The 15,983-nt window shown below is 69.8% G+C and carries 18 protein-coding genes and 1 pseudogene; 12 read left to right on the forward strand and 7 right to left on the reverse strand.

The window, feature by feature from the left end:
* The first annotated feature begins 71 nt into the window (after positions 1-71).
* The 7 genes from tolB (at position 72) to folP (ending at position 8,626) form a co-directional block, all read left to right on the forward strand.
* Positions 72-1,328 (forward strand): Tol-Pal system beta propeller repeat protein TolB, encoded by a 1,257-nt coding sequence (gene tolB, locus ACSQ2G_RS21015; protein ID WP_436034303.1) that lies wholly within the window; start codon positions 72-74, stop codon positions 1,326-1,328.
* Between the two features lie 549 nt (positions 1,329-1,877).
* Positions 1,878-2,435, forward strand: coding sequence for a peptidoglycan-associated lipoprotein Pal (gene pal / locus ACSQ2G_RS21020; RefSeq protein WP_436034200.1), 558 nt, complete (start codon positions 1,878-1,880; stop codon positions 2,433-2,435).
* 234 nt (positions 2,436-2,669) lie between these two features.
* Positions 2,670-3,518, forward strand: coding sequence for a tol-pal system protein YbgF (gene ybgF / locus ACSQ2G_RS21025; protein ID WP_436034201.1), 849 nt, complete (start codon positions 2,670-2,672; stop codon positions 3,516-3,518).
* A 158-nt stretch (positions 3,519-3,676) separates the two neighbouring features.
* The gene (gene tilS, locus ACSQ2G_RS21030) at positions 3,677-5,077 is read left to right on the forward strand and encodes a tRNA lysidine(34) synthetase TilS (protein ID WP_436034305.1); all 1,401 of its coding nucleotides are present in this window, start codon (positions 3,677-3,679) and stop codon (positions 5,075-5,077) included.
* A 76-nt stretch (positions 5,078-5,153) separates the two neighbouring features.
* Positions 5,154-7,028, forward strand: coding sequence for an ATP-dependent zinc metalloprotease FtsH (gene ftsH / locus ACSQ2G_RS21035; RefSeq protein ID WP_436034203.1), 1,875 nt, complete (start codon positions 5,154-5,156; stop codon positions 7,026-7,028).
* Between the two features lie 139 nt (positions 7,029-7,167).
* The gene (locus ACSQ2G_RS21040) at positions 7,168-7,650 is read left to right on the forward strand and encodes a YbjN domain-containing protein (protein WP_436034205.1); all 483 of its coding nucleotides are present in this window, start codon (positions 7,168-7,170) and stop codon (positions 7,648-7,650) included.
* A 154-nt stretch (positions 7,651-7,804) separates the two neighbouring features.
* The gene (gene folP / locus ACSQ2G_RS21045) at positions 7,805-8,626 is read left to right on the forward strand and encodes a dihydropteroate synthase (protein WP_436034206.1); all 822 of its coding nucleotides are present in this window, start codon (positions 7,805-7,807) and stop codon (positions 8,624-8,626) included.
* A gap of 97 nt (positions 8,627-8,723) precedes the next feature.
* On the opposite strand, the gene ACSQ2G_RS21050 is transcribed toward folP, so the two are convergent.
* Complete coding sequence (locus ACSQ2G_RS21050) at positions 8,724-9,065, reverse strand: endonuclease domain-containing protein (RefSeq protein ID WP_436034208.1); 342 nt, start codon at positions 9,063-9,065, stop codon at positions 8,724-8,726.
* Between the two features lie 71 nt (positions 9,066-9,136).
* Between ACSQ2G_RS21050 and ACSQ2G_RS21055 the strand changes: the two are divergent.
* Positions 9,137-9,228, forward strand: a pseudogene (locus ACSQ2G_RS21055) (hypothetical protein); the annotation flags it as partial.
* A 189-nt stretch (positions 9,229-9,417) separates the two neighbouring features.
* On the opposite strand, the gene ACSQ2G_RS21060 reads toward ACSQ2G_RS21055, so the two are convergent.
* Together ACSQ2G_RS21060 and ACSQ2G_RS21065 are read right to left on the reverse strand one after the other, a co-directional pair.
* Positions 9,418-10,350 (reverse strand): acyl-CoA desaturase, encoded by a 933-nt coding sequence (locus tag ACSQ2G_RS21060; protein ID WP_436034210.1) that lies wholly within the window; start codon positions 10,348-10,350, stop codon positions 9,418-9,420.
* Complete coding sequence (locus ACSQ2G_RS21065; protein ID WP_436034212.1) at positions 10,347-10,817, reverse strand: hypothetical protein; 471 nt, start codon at positions 10,815-10,817, stop codon at positions 10,347-10,349. The genes ACSQ2G_RS21060 and ACSQ2G_RS21065 overlap by 4 nt, the downstream gene beginning before the upstream one ends.
* Positions 10,818-10,901: 84 nt before the next feature.
* Here ACSQ2G_RS21065 and ACSQ2G_RS21070 point away from each other — a divergent pair, with 84 nt between their 5' ends.
* On the forward strand, positions 10,902-11,210 hold the full coding sequence (locus ACSQ2G_RS21070) for a metalloregulator ArsR/SmtB family transcription factor (RefSeq protein ID WP_436034214.1): 309 nt from the start codon (positions 10,902-10,904) through the stop codon (positions 11,208-11,210).
* Between the two features lie 9 nt (positions 11,211-11,219).
* Here the strand turns inward: ACSQ2G_RS21070 and ACSQ2G_RS21075 are convergent, their stop codons facing one another.
* From ACSQ2G_RS21075 to ACSQ2G_RS21085, 3 genes are all read right to left on the reverse strand, one after another.
* Complete coding sequence (locus ACSQ2G_RS21075) at positions 11,220-11,609, reverse strand: hypothetical protein (RefSeq protein WP_436034216.1); 390 nt, start codon at positions 11,607-11,609, stop codon at positions 11,220-11,222.
* Positions 11,610-11,822: 213 nt separating this feature from the next.
* The gene (locus tag ACSQ2G_RS21080) at positions 11,823-12,182 is read right to left on the reverse strand and encodes a hypothetical protein (RefSeq protein WP_436034218.1); all 360 of its coding nucleotides are present in this window, start codon (positions 12,180-12,182) and stop codon (positions 11,823-11,825) included.
* 6 nt (positions 12,183-12,188) lie between these two features.
* Positions 12,189-12,740: a hypothetical protein gene (locus ACSQ2G_RS21085; protein ID WP_436034220.1), complete on the reverse strand. Its 552-nt coding sequence runs from the start codon at positions 12,738-12,740 to the stop codon at positions 12,189-12,191.
* 165 nt (positions 12,741-12,905) lie between these two features.
* On the opposite strand from ACSQ2G_RS21085, the gene thiD reads away from it, so the two are divergent.
* The 3 genes from thiD to ACSQ2G_RS21100 all read left to right on the forward strand — a co-directional run bounded on the left by thiD (position 12,906) and on the right by ACSQ2G_RS21100 (position 15,430).
* A complete protein-coding gene (gene thiD, locus ACSQ2G_RS21090; RefSeq protein ID WP_436034222.1) occupies positions 12,906-13,742 on the forward strand; it encodes a bifunctional hydroxymethylpyrimidine kinase/phosphomethylpyrimidine kinase in 837 nt (278 codons plus the stop codon).
* On the forward strand, positions 13,739-14,323 hold the full coding sequence (locus tag ACSQ2G_RS21095) for a nucleotidyltransferase family protein (RefSeq protein WP_436034224.1): 585 nt from the start codon (positions 13,739-13,741) through the stop codon (positions 14,321-14,323). Before thiD ends, ACSQ2G_RS21095 begins: the two co-directional genes overlap by 4 nt.
* Before the next feature lie 261 nt (positions 14,324-14,584).
* Entirely contained in the window at positions 14,585-15,430 is an 846-nt protein-coding gene (locus ACSQ2G_RS21100; RefSeq protein ID WP_436034226.1) for a PhzF family phenazine biosynthesis protein, read from the forward strand.
* 3 nt (positions 15,431-15,433) lie between these two features.
* Here the strand turns inward: ACSQ2G_RS21100 and ACSQ2G_RS21105 are convergent, their stop codons facing one another.
* A complete protein-coding gene (locus ACSQ2G_RS21105) occupies positions 15,434-15,841 on the reverse strand; it encodes a hypothetical protein (protein ID WP_436034228.1) in 408 nt (135 codons plus the stop codon).
* Positions 15,842-15,983 lie beyond the last annotated feature (142 nt).

Below are 15,983 nucleotides of genomic sequence, written 5' to 3' on the forward strand. Positions count from 1 at the left end.
GCATGAACCTCAAGTCCGTCTTCACGGGTCTGCCCGCCGCCTTGGCCAGCGCCGCCGTCCTGGCCCTGTCCATGGCCGTCCTCGCGCCGACCGCCGCCCGGGCCCAGATCGAGGTCGACATCGACAAGGGCGCGGTCAAGCCGCTGCCGGTGGCCATCCCCGCCTTCTCGGGCGGCGGGCGCGGGGCCGACATCTCGCAGGTCATCAGCGGCAACCTGGAGCGCTCGGGCCTGTTCCAGCCGCTGAACGTGGCCAACGTCGCCGACAAGCTGACCGACGTGAACGTCCAGCCGCGCTTCCCCGACTGGCAGGCGACCGGGGCCCAGGCCCTGATCAACGGCCAGGTCACGGTCGGCGCCGACGGTACCCTGCGCGTCGACTTCCGCCTGTGGGACACCTTCAGCCAGCAGCAGCTGCTGGGCCTGCAATTCACCTCGACCGCCGAAAACTGGCGGCGCGTGGCCCACAAGATCAGCGACGCGGTCTATGAGCGGCTGACCGGCGAGAAGGGCTATTTCGACACCCGCGTGGTGTTCGTCGCCGAGAGCGGCTCCAAGCTGGCCCGGGTCAAGAAGCTGGCGATCATGGACCAGGACGGCGCCAACCCGCAGTACCTGACCGACGGCTCCTACATCGTCATGACCCCGCGCTTCTCCTCGACCAGCCAGGAGATCACCTACATGGCGCTGCGGCCGACGGGGTCCAGCATCTACCTGACCAACCTGGAGACGGCCCGCACCGAGACCATCGGCAAGTTCCCGGGCATGGTCTTCGCCCCGCGCTTCTCGCCGGACGGCAGCAAGGTGGCCTTCTCGGTCGAGAAGGGCGGCAACAGCGACATCTATGTGATGGACCTGCGCAGCCGGTCGTCGACGCGGATCACCACCGACCCGGCCATCGACACCTCGCCCTCGTTCTCGCCGGACGGCAGCAAGATCGTGTTCAACTCCGACCGCGGCGGCCAGGCCCAGATCTACATCATGAACGTCGACGGCAGCGGCGTGCGCCGCATCTCGTACGGCGGCGGCCGCTACACCACCCCGGTGTGGAGCCCGCGCGGGGACTTCATCGCCTTCACCAAGCAGACCGGCGGCGAATTCCACATCGGCGTCATGCGGGCCGACGGCGGCGACGAACGCCTGCTGACCACCAGCTACCTGGACGAAGGCCCCACCTGGGCCCCCAACGGCCGGGTGCTGATGTTCTCGCGCGAGAGCTCCAACGGCAATTCGCGGCTGTGGACGGTGGACATCACCGGCCGGATCCTGCGCCCCGCCGCCTATCAGGGCGCCGCGTCGGACCCCGCCTGGTCGCCGCTGCTGGATTGATCACCTGACCGTGCGCAAGGCCCTTTTCATACTGAGCTATGGGGTGATGTGCGCCACGCCCCTATACCCCTTTGTGGCCGTGGCTCTAGCCTCTCGCGGAGCGCCAGCGTGGATTGCGCTGGCGCCGATCCCGTTCCTCTTCATTCCGGCGACGCTGTACCTGATATCCAGGCGGTGTCGGGATTGCCGCGCGACGCTCTACACCGTTGAGCATTTGAAGCGCGCGCCCGGCGGCTTGGGGCGGTTTCCATTGCCCATTTTCCGAACTTGCCCGGAGTGCGGTCACGCTCTGGGCAATATCTGAGGGGCCCGGGAAAGGACGAGCAGGAGGTTTTGGGTCATCCATCCACACGCTTTTCAGGCAACCTCTGCCATGGCGGCGCGTTGCCTCATCGTCGTTCATCCGGCGTTCACGCGGCGGATGAAACCAGGTGGTCGTGCGACATTCTGACGCCATTGTGAGGTGCAAGGTACGATTTGGCGCGCCGCCGCGAAGGCCACACGCGCTAGAACTACGGACCTTGGCCGTGGACTTGAGGAGAAACTTGGATGAGCTTCGACACCCAACGCGTCGCTAGACTGGCGATGATCGGTCTGGCGGCCGCCTCGCTCGCCGCCTGTGCTTCGCGGCCGAAGCCCGCGGGCCCCGCGGCGCCGACGCCGGAAGCCTCGCAACCCACGCCTCCCCCGTACCAGGCGCCGGCCACGCCGGAGTCGCCGGTCAACCAGGGCCCGCTGCCGGGCACGGTGCAGGACTTCGTGATCAACATCGGCGAGCGGGTCTATTTCGACACCGACAGCTACGACATCCGCAGCGACGCCCAGCCGACCCTGTCGGCCCAGGCCCAGTGGCTGAACCGCTATCCGGCGGTGAAGGTGCGCATCGAGGGCAACGCCGACGAACGCGGCACCCGCGAGTACAACCTGGCCCTGGGCGCCCGCCGCGCCAACGCCGTCCGCGAGTTCCTGACCGGCCAGGGCGTCTCGGCCTCGCGCATCGAGACCCTGTCCTACGGCAAGGAACGCCCGATTGATCCGGGCACCAACGAGGACGCCTGGGCCAAGAACCGCAACGCCCGCACCGCCATCACCGACGGCGCGCGGTAGTCGATCTTCCCCTTTCCTCGCTGGGGAGGGGTTCTCTTCCCGTTGTCATCCCGGAAGCCTCGCAGAGGCTTTCCGGGATCCAGGTGAGCGGCCGATGCGGTGCAGCCGCCCTGGGTCCCGGACAGCGCTCCGCGCTTCCGGGATGACAACGTTTTTACGCGCCGCCAGGGCGATCCTCGTAAAGCTCTGGCCTTTGGCCGCACTTTTGTCCGCAACCGGGGCATAATCGCCGACATGAAGCTGAAAGCCGCTCTGCTCGCCGCCGTCCTGGCGCTCACCACGGTCCCGGCCATGGCCCAGACCCCCATGCCCGACCCGCTGGACGACCGCTCGGCCAAGCGGCTGGACAAGATGGAGAAGGTGGTCCGCGAACTGCGGGCGATCGTCTTCCAGGGCCGCGACACCGGCAAGCCGGTCGTCGTCCAGGCGGCCGAGACCGACGCCCAGATCGCGGCGATGTCGGAGCGGATGCGCGACCTCGAACAGACCCTGACCAAGCTGAACGGCCAGAACGAGGGCCTGACCCACGACCTGGACGAGGCGCGCCGCGCCAACGACGCCGAGAAGGCCCGGGCCGACGCGCTGGACCAGCGCCTGGCCGCGCTGGAAAAGCGCCTCGCCGACCAGGAGGCCGCCGCTGTGGCCGCGGCCGCCGCCGCCGCGCCGGTCGCCGCCGCGCCCGCCCCGGCCTCGACCGACCCCGCCACGGCCTTCAAGTCGGCCCGCCAGATGCTGCTGGACGGCGACTACGCCGGGGCCGAACAGGCCTTCGCCGGCTATGTCCAGGCCTTCCCCGACAGCGCCAAGGCCCCGGAGGCCCGCTACTGGCTGGGCGAGACCCAGTTCGTGCGCGAGGCCTATGGCGACGCCGCCGGCAATTATCTGGGCGCCGTGCGCGGCTGGCCGCAGACCAGCTGGGCGCCCGACGCGGTGCTGAAGCTGTCGCGCTCGCTGGTGGCCCTGAAGAAGCCCGCCGACGCCTGCAAGACCCTGGACGAACTGACCCGGCGCTACCCCAAGGCCCCGTCCGCGATCGCCTCCAAGGCCGCGACGACCCGGGTCCAGGCCAAGTGCGGGGCTTGAGGCTTTAATAACTCCGCTCATCCCGGCGAATGCCGGGACCCAGATGGAATGGCGGGGAGGCGGGTTCCTCGAACTCCGAGCTCATCCAATTCGACACACCGCCATAGGATCTGGGTCCCGGCATTCGCCGGGATGAGCGGAGAACGGGAGGGCGTTTCATCGAAAGTTTCCCCGCCTTCACCGCCGCCCTCGACCGCCGCCTGCGCCCCGGCGCCGCGGCGCCCCTGGCGGTGGGGTTCTCCGGCGGCGGCGATAGCCTGGCCCTGCTGATCCTGGTCCTGGACTGGGCCCGGCCCCATGGCCGCCCGGTGCTCAGCCTGACCGTCGACCACCAGCTGAACCCCGCCAGCGCCCGCTGGACGGACGAGGCGGTCGCCAAGGCCCGCGCCCTGGGCGCCCAGGCCCAGGCGCTGGCCTGGACCGGTCCCAAGCCCGTCTCCGGCCTGTCGGCCGCCGCCCGGGCCGCCCGCCACGCCCTGCTGGCGACCGCCGCCCGCGAGGCCGGGGCGGGGGTCCTGCTGCTGGGCCACACCGCCGACGACCTGGCCGAGGCCGCCCTGATGCGGGCCCAGGGCTCGACCGTGTCCGACCCCCGCGCGTGGTCGCCCTCGCCGGCCTGGCCGGAAGGGCGGGGCGTGTTCGTGCTGCGGCCGTTGCTGTCGGTCCGGCGCGGCGAGATCCGTGACTGGCTGGCGGCGCGCGGCGAGACCTGGCTGGACGATCCGGCCAACGACGATCCGAGGTCGGCGCGGGCCCGGGCGCGGGCGCATCTCACCTCCCCCGCCCAGGCGGGGGAGGTGGCGGCGAAGCCGACGGAGGGGGCGTCCGCCGCTGGCATGACGGCGCCGCCGGACGCCCCCTCCGTCACGTCGCCGATCGGCGACGCGCCACCTCCCCCGTTTCACGGGGGAGGAGAGGGCTATCTCGTCCTGCCGCGCGACGCCCCGGCCGCCCACGTCGCCGCCGCCTGCCTGTGCGCGGCCGGAACCGCCCAGCCGCCGCGCGGCGAACGGCTCCAGCGGCTGGTGGACCGGATCCGGACAGGCGAGACCTTCACCGCCACCCTGGCCGGGGCGCGGATCGAGGCGGCGGGAGAGGTCGTGCGTTTCTTCCGCGAACCCGGCGAGGCGCGGCGGTCAGCAAATCCTCCCCCCATGGGGGAGGTGTCGGCGAAGCCGACGGTGGGGGGAGTAGACCCACCCCGGCAAGCTCCCCCCACCGACCCTTCGGGTCGCCTCCCCCACGGGGGGAGGGGCGATTTGAGGCTGCCCGTCGACCAACCCGTCGTCTGGGACGGCCGCTACGAACTCACCGCCGTCGAGACCGGCCTGGTCGTCCGTCCCCTGCAAGGCCTGGCCGTTCGGCTGCCCGCCGCCCAACGCCAGGCGCTGAAAGCCCTGCCGCCGGCCGCCCGCCCGGCCCTTCCGGCCGTCATCGACCCGCAAGGCGGCGTCAGTTGCCCGATCCTTGCAGGGGCCGAAACGACACGGGCGCGTTGTCTTGTGGCGGATCGTTTCGAGGCGGCGACAGGCCGTGTCGATCAAGAGCCCGCGACATGATATCCCCGCGCGTGGCGAAACCGGCCGGACCGTCCTATCTTGGAAGGTCAGAGACATCGTTGGGAAGACAACGCGTATGAATTTCAAGACCCTGGGCATCTGGGCGGCGATCGTGCTGGTGGTGGTGGCGGCCTATGGCGTCTTCAGCCAGGGCGGTCGCGCGGGCGCCGCCGGCGAGACCAGCTATTCGCAGCTGCTCAAGAACATCGACAGCGGCGAGGTCAAGACGGCCAACATCAATGGCGACGTGGTCAAGGTCGAGCCGAAGACCGGCAAGCCCTACAGCGTCAACATCCCGTCCAATTCCGAGGACCTGGTCAAGCGCCTCGAGGCGCGCGGTTCCGAGATCGTCTACCAGAAGGGCGGCAACGTCCTGGTGAGCATCCTGCTGCAGATGCTGCCGATCCTGCTGCTGATCGGCGTGTGGATCTTCTTCATGCGCCAGATGCAGGGCGGCACCAAGGGCGCGATGGGCTTTGGCAAGTCCAAGGCCCGGCTGCTGACCGAGAACAAGAACCGCGTGCTGTTCGACGACGTCGCCGGCGTCGACGAGGCCAAGGAAGAGCTGCAGGAGGTCGTCGAGTTCCTCAAGGACCCGGCCAAGTTCCAGCGCCTGGGCGGCAAGATCCCCAAGGGCGCCCTGCTGGTCGGCCCTCCGGGCACCGGCAAGACCCTGATCGCCCGCGCCGTCGCGGGTGAAGCTGGCGTGCCGTTCTTCACCATCTCCGGTTCGGACTTCGTCGAGATGTTCGTCGGCGTCGGCGCCAGCCGCGTGCGCGACATGTTCGAGCAGGCCAAGAAGAACGCTCCCTGCATCATCTTCATCGACGAGATCGACGCCGTCGGCCGCCATCGCGGCGCCGGCCTGGGCGGCGGCAACGACGAGCGCGAGCAGACCCTCAACCAGCTGCTGGTCGAGATGGACGGTTTCGAAGCCAACGAGGGCATCATCCTGATCGCCGCCACCAACCGTCCCGACGTGCTGGACCCGGCCCTGCTGCGTCCGGGCCGCTTCGACCGCCAGGTCGTGGTGCCCAATCCCGACGTCATGGGCCGCGAGAAGATCATCCGCGTGCACATGAAGAACGTGCCGCTGGCCGCCGACGTCGACGTCAAGACCCTGGCCCGCGGCACCCCCGGCTTCTCGGGCGCCGACCTGGCCAACCTGGTCAACGAGGCGGCCCTGACCGCCGCGCGCAAGAACCGTCGCATGGTCACCATGCACGACTTCGAATACGCCAAGGACAAGGTGATGATGGGCGCCGAGCGTCGCTCGATGGCCATGAGCGAGGACGAGAAGAAGCTGACGGCCTATCACGAGGGCGGCCACGCCCTGGTGGCCCTCAACGTCGCCGTCGCCGACCCGGTGCACAAGGCCACCATCGTGCCGCGCGGCCGGGCCCTGGGCATGGTCATGCAGCTTCCCGAGGGCGACCGCTACTCGATGAGCTTCGACATGATGACCTCGCGCCTGGCCATTATGATGGCCGGCCGGGTGGCCGAGGAGCTGATCTTCGGCAAGCACAAGATCACCTCGGGCGCATCCAGCGACATCAGCGCCGCCACCAGCCTGGCCCGCAACATGGTCACTCGCTGGGGCTTCTCCGACGAGCTGGGCACCGTGGCCTATGGCGACAACCAGGACGAGGTGTTCCTGGGCCACTCGGTGGCCCGCACCCAGAACGTCTCGCCCGACACCATGATCAAGATCGACACCGAGGTCCGCCGCCTGGTCAAGGGCGGCGAGGACGAGGCTCGCCAGATCCTGACCGAGAAGCTGACCGAGCTGCACGCGGTGGCCAAGGCCCTGCTGGAGTTCGAGACCCTCAGCGGCGACGAGATCATCAACGTCATGAAGGGCATTCAGCCCGTCCGCGTCGAGGACGAGAGCAACAAGATGCCGGTCGGGCCGGTGGCCTCGGTGCCGGTCTCGACGGGCCTCGTCGCCTAGGCCTGGAGCCCACGCGGCAGCACCAGGAAAAGCCGGACCGGTTCGCCGATCCGGCTTTTTCTTCGCCGGTTGCTTTGCGTCCGGAGCGGGCGCCGCTAGCCTGCGCCCTGGCCGCGAGCGCGCGGCGGGGAGGCATGACATGAAGACGGCGATCATCGCCCTGGCGACCGCGACGGCGCTGCTGATCGTGGGCGGGGCCGGAGCGGCCCAGGCCCAGGAGATCCACAAGGGCGGCATGACCGGCCCCGAAGTGGCGGCCTGGCTGCAGAAGGGCGGCTACAAGGCCGAGCTGACCAAGGATTCGTCGGACGATCCGCTGATCAACAGCGCCGCCGACGGCCAGACCTTCAAGATCTATTTCTACGACTGCGACGAGGCCAAGCGCTGCAAGGCGCTGCAGTTCTCGGCCGGCTTCGACCTGAAGACGCCGCTGAAGCTGGAGAAGGCCAACGAGTGGAACCGCAAGAACCGCTACCTGAAGGTCTATCTCGACGACGACGGCGACCCCTACGTCCAGTACGACGTCAATGTGAACGCCGGCCGCACCATGGCCGGCCTGGACGACGACTTCGGCGTCTGGACGGGGATGATCGGCGAGTTCACGACGTTCATCGACTGGTAGGGGCGGGACGCCCCCTCCGGCCCTTCGGGCCACCTCCCCCGTTGCACGGGTGAGGAGAGCGTTCGCCCATTCTCCTCACCCGCATAGCGGGGGAGGTGGCGCGATGCGAATACGCATCGTGACGGAGGGGGCGTCGCGGGCCTAAAACCCGACAATGACTACCCCTCGCCCCCACCTCCGCCCCCGCGTCATGGGGATCGTCAATGTCACGCCCGACAGCTTCTCGGACGGCGGGCGGTTCCTCGCGCCCAGCGCGGCCCTGGACCAGGCCCGGCGGCTGATCGAGGCGGGGGCCGACATCCTCGACATCGGCGGCGAGAGCACCCGGCCCGGCGCGACGCCGGTGTCGGCCGCCGAGGAGATCGCCCGGGTCGTTCCGCTGATCGAGGCGATCCGCGCGACCAGCGACGTGACGATCTCGATCGACACCATGAAACCCGCCGTGGCTCGCGCCGCCGTCGCCGCCGGGGCCAGTCTCTGGAACGACGTCGCGGCCCTGCGCTTTGCCGCAGACGCCCCGGAGGCGGCCGCCGAACTGGGCTGCGAGGTGGTGCTGATGCACATGCTCGGCGAGCCGGGGACCATGCAGGACGATCCGCGCTACGACGACGTGGTCGCCGAGGTCGAGGCCTTCCTGCTGGCCCGGGCCCTGACGGCGATGGCGGCGGGCGTGGCCAGGGAGAAGATCTGGCTGGACCCGGGCATCGGCTTCGGCAAGACTCCGGCCCACAACCTGGCCCTGCTGGCCGCCCTGCCGCGCTTCGTGGCCCTGGGCTATCCGATCCTGCTGGGCGCCAGCCGCAAGCGCTTCATCGCCGCCCTGGACCCGCAGGGCGCCGATCCCGCCGCCCGCCTCGGCGGCTCCCTGGCCGCCCACCTGCACGCCGCGGCCGCCGGCGTGGCGGCGGTGCGGGTCCACGACGTCCGCGAGACGGCGCAGGCGCTGGCGGTGTGGGGGGCGATCGGGGGCGGGTAGGGGGTCAGGGGCGGATTTCGACGCATGTCGGACTTTGACCCCTCTCTCTTTGAGAGAGGGAGGGGCCCGCCGCCGCAGGCGGTGGGAGGGTGAGAGGTTACACCCTCTCCGGTCGAAGCACGGCCAGTATGTCGTCGGCGACGCCGCCGGGGTCGGCCAGGACCCGCTCGTTAGGGAACCTCAGGATCAAATAGCCAAACAGTTCCAGCACCTGCGTGCGGCGGGCGTCATAATCCTCCCGCCCGTCGTGGGCCGGACCGTCCAGTTCCACGATCAGCTTGCCCGCCTCGCAGACGAAATCGGCGAAGTAGCGGTCGATCGCCACCTGTCGCAGGAACTTGAATCCGCCCAGGCGGCGGTTGCGCACCAGGGCCCAGAGCGTCCTTTCGGCGAGGGTCTGATCCCGGCGAAGGCGACGGGCGGTGGCGGTCGTGTCCATGGTCGAAGCCTGGCTGGCCGGACTGGGCCGATCAACGACAGAATCGGGATTTTCCGGCCAGCGGTGAAACCTCTCACCCTCCCACCGCTTCGCGGCGGGCCCCTCCCTCTCTCAAAGAGAGAGAGGGGTTCCAGGGCGGCAGCCAAGTCCCGCTAACCACCCTTCTCGGACTCTTGAAACGTCAGCTTGTTGGAACTCCATCCGTCTCGGATGGGCCACGCCTTAAAGCCTTGGTGGATCGGAGCTCTGGCGTCTGGCCGTGTCAAGGACCGCTTCCGGCGGCCGCGTCGCGGCGACGCTCCGCGTCGTCCTTGACACGGCCAGACGCCAGAGCAAGCTCGCCATCAAGGTTTTAAGGCGCGGCCCCTTCTCGACCGCCCACCACGGCGAGGCCCGCCCGCTCCGGCAGGGTCTCCGGCGTCCGCACGTCCCAGGCCAGGCCCATCCGCTCCAGCAGGCGGATGAACGCGAACCCCCAATCGGCCTGTCCCGGATACAGCCCCAGCCGCGCCGAGCCCGGCCAGGCGTGGTGGTTGTTGTGCCAGGCCTCGCCCATGGTCGGGATCGCCGCCCAGGGCACGTCGTGGGCCTGGACGCCCGAGGCTTCGACGATCCAGCGCTGCGGCCCCGTCCGGTGGGCCAGGCGGCCGACGTACCAGTGGCCGGTCACCGACACGCAGACCCGCGCGCAGACGCCCCACAGCAGCCAGGACCAGCCACCGAGCGCGAACAGCAGGACGGCCACGGGCAGCTGCTGCAGCATCCAGGTCCGTTCCAGAAGGCGGTAGAACCGGTCGCCGGCGATCCGCGCCGGGATCTCGACGCGCGGCGGCGCGGCCAGCACCAGCCGGCCATGCAGGTTCCAGGCGTAGTCCGTCCAGAAGCCGGCGCGGTTGGAGAGATAGGGGTGGCAGTCGCCTTGCCGCTGGCCCCAGTCGCGCAGGTCGTGGCCCTGGATCATGGCCAGCGGTCCGCTCATGCCCACCAGCGTGCCCAGATACATCATCAGGTGATCCAGCCAGGGCTGGCTCTGGAAGCTGCCGTGGATCAGCCGCCGGTGGAAGCCGACCGAATGGCCGACCAGCAGGGTGACGCCGGTCAGCACGACGAAGACGAGCAGGCCGCTCCAGCTGAAGAACCACGGCGCGGCCAGGGCCCCGGCCAGCATCGTCGTCTGCCAGAGCGACGGGGCCGGCGCCCAGACCACGCGACCCGCCACCGCGTCGCCAACGGCGTCCAGGGCGATGGAATGGACGGCGTAGGGGTCTTCGTGGGCATCTGTCATCGCTCGGTCCTCTTCGGGTAGGCGACCCGGGCGAGAACCCGGCCGGTGACCGCGCCGATCACCGTCAGGCCGGCGACGAACATCCACGCTGTCGCCGACTCCCTGTCGGCGGGCACGGGCGACAGGACGAGGTATCCGCCCGCGACGAGCAAGGTCAGCAGGGCGCCGGCCAGGGCGGCCGTCCATCGCGATCGGACCCCGAGCCGATGCAAGACCCACCAGCAGGGTCCGCCGAGCGCCGTCAGGCCTGCCAGCCAGATCGGGCAGGCGAAGATGAAGACCAGCGGCAGCATGGAGCCAGCCACGGCGAAACCTCCGCCGGAGGGCGACAGGAGCGCGCCGCCGGCGAGCAGCGATGCCGTCAGACCTGAGCCGGCCGCCGTAGCCAGCAGCAAGGCGGCAAGCACGCTTCCGGCCTTGAGGCGGGAGACGGATCCGGGAGGTTGAGGCGGCGCGGCGCGGGCCATGAACACCTTCTTATGAATAAGCTATTCCTTAAATACCTTATCGCCTATTTGCAAGCGGTTAGCGAACAGCTTAAATACCGATATATGCAGCGCGTGTTCGAAGCCCTCTCCTCCACGGTCCGCCGGAAGATCCTGGCCTACCTGGCCCATGCCGAGCTGACGGCGGGGGACATCGCCTCGCGGTTCGCGATTTCCAAGCCGGCGGTGTCGCAGCACCTGTCGATCCTAGAGGCGGCGGGCCTGGTGCGCAGCGAGAAGCGTGGCCAGTTCGTGCACTACAGCCTGGTGCGCGACAGCCTGGTCAACACGCTGAACGACTTCGTCCAGGAGGTCTGCCCGGTCTCCAAGCCGTTGAAGGCCGAGAGCGCGCGGCTCAAGGACGAGTGGGACTAGGGGCTTTCCTCACAACCGCCCGCGTCGTCCGCCCTTGAGTTTGTCGAGCGCGCGGCGGGCGTGTTCGGCCTGAGCCGCCATGGGGGCGGTCATGGGGGGCCCCATGGGAGCCGCGGCGGGCGCGAGGGCCTCGGCCAGGGTCGGCGCGATCGGGGCCGACAGCGGCGGGGCGGGGGGCCGCGCGGCGCGGGCCATCGGCACGATCAGCGCCACCTTGCGGGCCATGGCGGCCAGGTCGCCGATCGCCTTGGCCTTGTCGCGGATCTTTCGGATCTCGGCCGGGTCGTGACTGCGCTCGAGGCTCGCCCAGGCCGCGTCGAGGGCGGCCATGAGCTTGGCTTGCATCGCCTGGCACCAGGCGATGGACGGGGCGGGGGTGTGGGTCTGGGTTTGGGTCATGCCCACAGTGTGCGGCCGTCCTGGAGGGTGGGGATCGGAAACGTGCGTTTTCGTGTAAGCTATTGAATTTACGCGAATTGATTTCGCGGGGCGCGGGGATAGACACGGTTGGGGACAGGCCCATGGGCCTGTCCCCGGACGGTTCTCCGGCCTTTTCTCCCGGGAGGGAAGAAGGAAGGAGGAAAGGCTGGGCCTGTGGATAACTTTGGTCGCCTACCCCGCCGGCAGGGCGTCGGTCAGGTGGCAGGACTTGCCGGCCTTGAGGTTCTCCAGGGCGATCACCTCCAGGCCGTTGCCGTCCTCGCCCTGGACCTCGACATATTCGCCGATCACCTCGACATAGACCGGCGCCTTCAGGGTCTTCAGGCGTTCGCGCAGCTTGGCGACAGGCTTGTCCGCCTCGCCCTCGCGGTCGCGCAGCACGTAGCGGTTCTGGACCAGGTCGCAGCGGGTCAGGATCACCTGGTCCTTCTGGACGTCGACCGTGCCGATATAGAGGTCCTGGGCCAGGGCGGGGGCGGCGGCCGCCACGAACACGGCGCAGAGGGCGGCGAGGACGGGCTTACTGGCCATTTTCGATCATCTCGAAGGTGTAGCTGCAGCCGGCCAGGGTCTTGCCCGGGTGCGAGGTGACGGTGGAGACGTTGAGGGTGACGCGGGTCTTGTAGGTGAAGCCGCCGGCCTGGCCCTTGTCGGTGTGGCCGAGATCTCGCGCTCGCCGAGGAACTTGGCCGGCTGGTCGATCGCCGGCTGGATCTCCAACTGCTTGGCCAGGGGATGGGGATCGGCCTCGTCCAGCACGGCCATCAGGCCGGAGCTGTTGAAGACGATGTGGCGGGTCTGGCGGCCGAACACCGTGATCGGGGCCTTGAGCGCATAGGCCTTGAGCATGAAGTTGGCGGTCTTCTCCTCGGTCAGGCCGAAGTGGGCCCGCGCCTGGGCGGCTTCGTCGCCGACCAGCCAGAAGGCCAGGGCGTTGTACGACGGCACGTCGTAGGTCCGGCACTCGATCAGCTTGGCCAGGTCCAGGGTCGCCGGATCGACCGCGTCGCCGCCGGTCGCCTGGGCCAGGGCGCCCGCCGGCGCGCAACAGGCCGCGCCGACCAGCACGGCGCAAAGCAATCTTCTCATCGGCAACCCCACCAACACAACTTGGCAGTGAATACGCGCCGGATACGGTGAAGGTTCCGGCGCCGGGTCAAGAATGTCGCGACCTGTCGCCTTCCTGTGGGCCAAGCGTCGGCCACGCCCCAAGGCGCCTACCCCCCACCCCCGACTCCCCGCTAGAACCTCTGCATGACGAAAGCGCCACATCGCGGCCGCGTGCTCGTCCTCGCCGGATCGGATTCCGGCGGCGGGGCGGGGATCCAGGCCGACATCAAGACCATCACCGCCCTGGGCGGCTACGCGGCCACCGCGATCACCGCGGTCACCGTCCAGAACACCCTGGGCGTGAGCGCCGTGCATCCGATCCCGCTGGAGATCATCGAGGCCCAGGCCCGCGCCGTGCTCGACGACATCGGGGCCGACGCCTTCAAGACCGGCATGCTGGGCGACGCGGCCACGGTCGAGGTCGTGGCCCGGGTGCTGGACAGCGCCAAAGCCATCCCCGCCGTCATCGATCCGGTGATGGTCGCCAAGGGCGGCGCCGCGCTGCTGGCCCAGCCGGCGGTCGGGGCGCTGAAAAGCCTGCTGGTGCCACGCGCCGCCCTGCTGACCCCCAACGCCCCCGAGGCCGCGGCCCTGACCGGCCTGACCGTCGAGACCACCGACGACCTGCGCCGGGCCGGCGAAGCCCTGCTGGAGCTGGGCGCCCATGCGGTGCTGATGAAGGGCGGGCATATTCTTGAGGGAAATGGGGCCGGCGAGCGGGTCGTCGACCTGCTGATCACCCGCCAGGGCGAGACGGCCTTCGAGGGCGAGCGGATCGACACCCGCCACACCCATGGCACCGGCTGCACCCTGGCCAGCGCCTGCGCCGTCGGCCTGGCCCAGGGCCTGTCCCTGACCGAGTCGGTGGCCCGGGCCTGGAACTATGTCCACCAGGCCATGCTGCGCGCGCCGGGCTTCGGGGCGGGGCATGGGCCGCTGGACCATGGCTGGGTGGTGCGCGGGGAAGGAGGGGGCAGATGAGCGACCTGCAAGCCCGCTTCGTCGAGATCCTCCGCGCCACGCCCACCACCTTGCAGGTGTTGCGCACGGTCCGCGAGCTGGACCTGCCCGACGGCATGGTGTTCTCCGGCGCGGTCTACCAGCCGGTCTGGAACCACCTGACCGGCCGGGCGCCCGACTACGGGATCAGGGACTACGACGTGGCCTATCACGACGATTCCGACATCTCCTACGAGGCCGAGGACGTCGTGATCCGACGGGTGGCGGCGGCGTTCGAGCCGCCGCTGCGCGACCTGGTCGAGGTGCGCAACCAGGCTCGCGTGCACCTGTGGTTCGAGCAGAAGTTCGGGGCCGACGAGCCTTATCCGCCGCTCAAGTCCAGCGCCGACGCCCTGAAGCGCTTCGTGGCCACCGCCTTCTGCGTGGGCGTGCGGCTGGAGGCCGACGACACCCTGTCGGTGTTCGCCCCGTTCGGGCTGGAGGACCTGTTCGCCCTGCGGCTGCGGCCCAATCCCCTGCGGGTGAAGGGGGCCGGCGGCTGGGCCCGCACCACCGGCTCGGCCAAGGCCCGCTGGCCGGAGATCGTGGTGGAGGGGGAATGATCCTTCTCCCTTTTTCCACCGTCATCCCGGGCCTCGTGCCCGGGAACCCTCTGTCCGCCGCAAGGGCGGAGGTGTGGCGCGCCGGCGCGCCAAAGCGCTTCACCGTCGGCTGAACCAGGGGTCCCGGGCACAAGGCCCGGGATGACGGACCTTTGTGAATGCCCGGCGGCAAAACATTGTCACCCGTGACAATGTTGCCTTTGATCCGGTGACGCCTTGCTCCTACGACCGCGAAAGCCGTCATTTCCAGGAGCTCCCGCCATGCGCCAGTGGACCATCGACGCCTTCGCCTCCGGCCCGTTCAAGGGCAATCCGGCCTGCGTGGTCGAGCCGTTCGACGCCTGGCCTGAGACTGCCTGGATGCAGGCCCTGGCCGCCGAGAACAACCAGGCCGAGACGGCCTTCCTGCTGAAGACCGCCGATCCCGCCCGGTTCGGCCTGCGCTGGTTCACCCCGGCCCTGGAGGCGCCGCTGTGCGGCCACGCCACCCTGGCCAGCGCCCATGCGCTATTCCAGGAGATGGGCGTCGATGTCCCGCTGCTGAGCTTCGACACCCGGTCGGGCGAGCTGACCGTGCGCAGGGTCGACGGCGTGCTCGGGGGCGCGGGGCTGGAGATGGACTTTCCGGCCGATCCGCCGACGCGGGTCGAGGCCGGACCCGACCTGGCCAGGGCCCTGGGCGTGACGCCGATCGAGGTCTGGGCGGGGCAGTACGTGCTGGCCGTGGTCGCCGACGAGGCGACGGTGCGCGGGCTGTCGCCGGACCTGGCCCTGCTGGGCGCCGTCGGCGGCGGCCTGGCCAAGGGCGGGCCGGGCCAGGTGATCGTCGCCGCCCTGGCCGATCCCGGCCGGGACTACGCCGTGGTCAGCCGGTTCTTCGCCCCGGCCGCCGGCATTCCCGAGGACCCAACCACGGGCTCGGCCCACTGCATGCTGGCGCCGCTGTACGGCGACAAGCTGGGTGTGGCGGCGTTGCGGTTCCACCAGGCCTATCCCGGACGGGGCGGCGACCTGGACTGCGAAAACCGCGGCGCGCGCGTTCTTCTGCGCGGCCGCGGCTTCACGATGGTGGAGAGCCGGCTACGGGTGGCGCCGGCGCTCGGCTAGGCCCTAGTAGCGACGGCCGTCGCGATAGTCGCGGCCGTAGCCATAGTCGCGGTCGTGGCGCTCGTAGCGGATCTGGGCGCTGATGCGGTCGAAGCGGCGATCCAGGTCCTCGCGCTCCCAGCGGTTCAGGCCGTCGCGACGATAGCGGGCCTCCAGGCGGGCGGTGTCGCGCAGCTCGCCCTTCAGGCGCCAGGCCTCGTTGCGGGTCAGGCCGCCGCTGCGGATGCCGCGGTCGATGCGGTCGTCCAGGCGGGCGACGCGGTCGCCGCCATAGCCGTAGCCGCGGTCATAACCACGATCGGGGCCGCGATCGGGGCCGCGGTCGTAGCCATAGTCCTGGGCCGAGGCGACGGCGGGGACGGCGGCGGCGATGGCCGAGACCGCGGCGATCGAAAGCAGAATCTTTTTCATCGTACGGTTCCTCTTGAAGATGTCCGGCGCCGACGAGGCGACGTTGGACACAAGAGACCACACGGCGGCTGAAGCGGTCCTGAGCCGCCCGTTATGTTGCGTTCAGGTAGGTGAACCACCAAATATCCGCTCATCCCGGCGA

Origin of the sequence: Caulobacter sp. LjRoot300, assembly GCF_964253875.1 — a bacterium.
Taxonomy (GTDB): domain Bacteria; phylum Pseudomonadota; class Alphaproteobacteria; order Caulobacterales; family Caulobacteraceae; genus Caulobacter.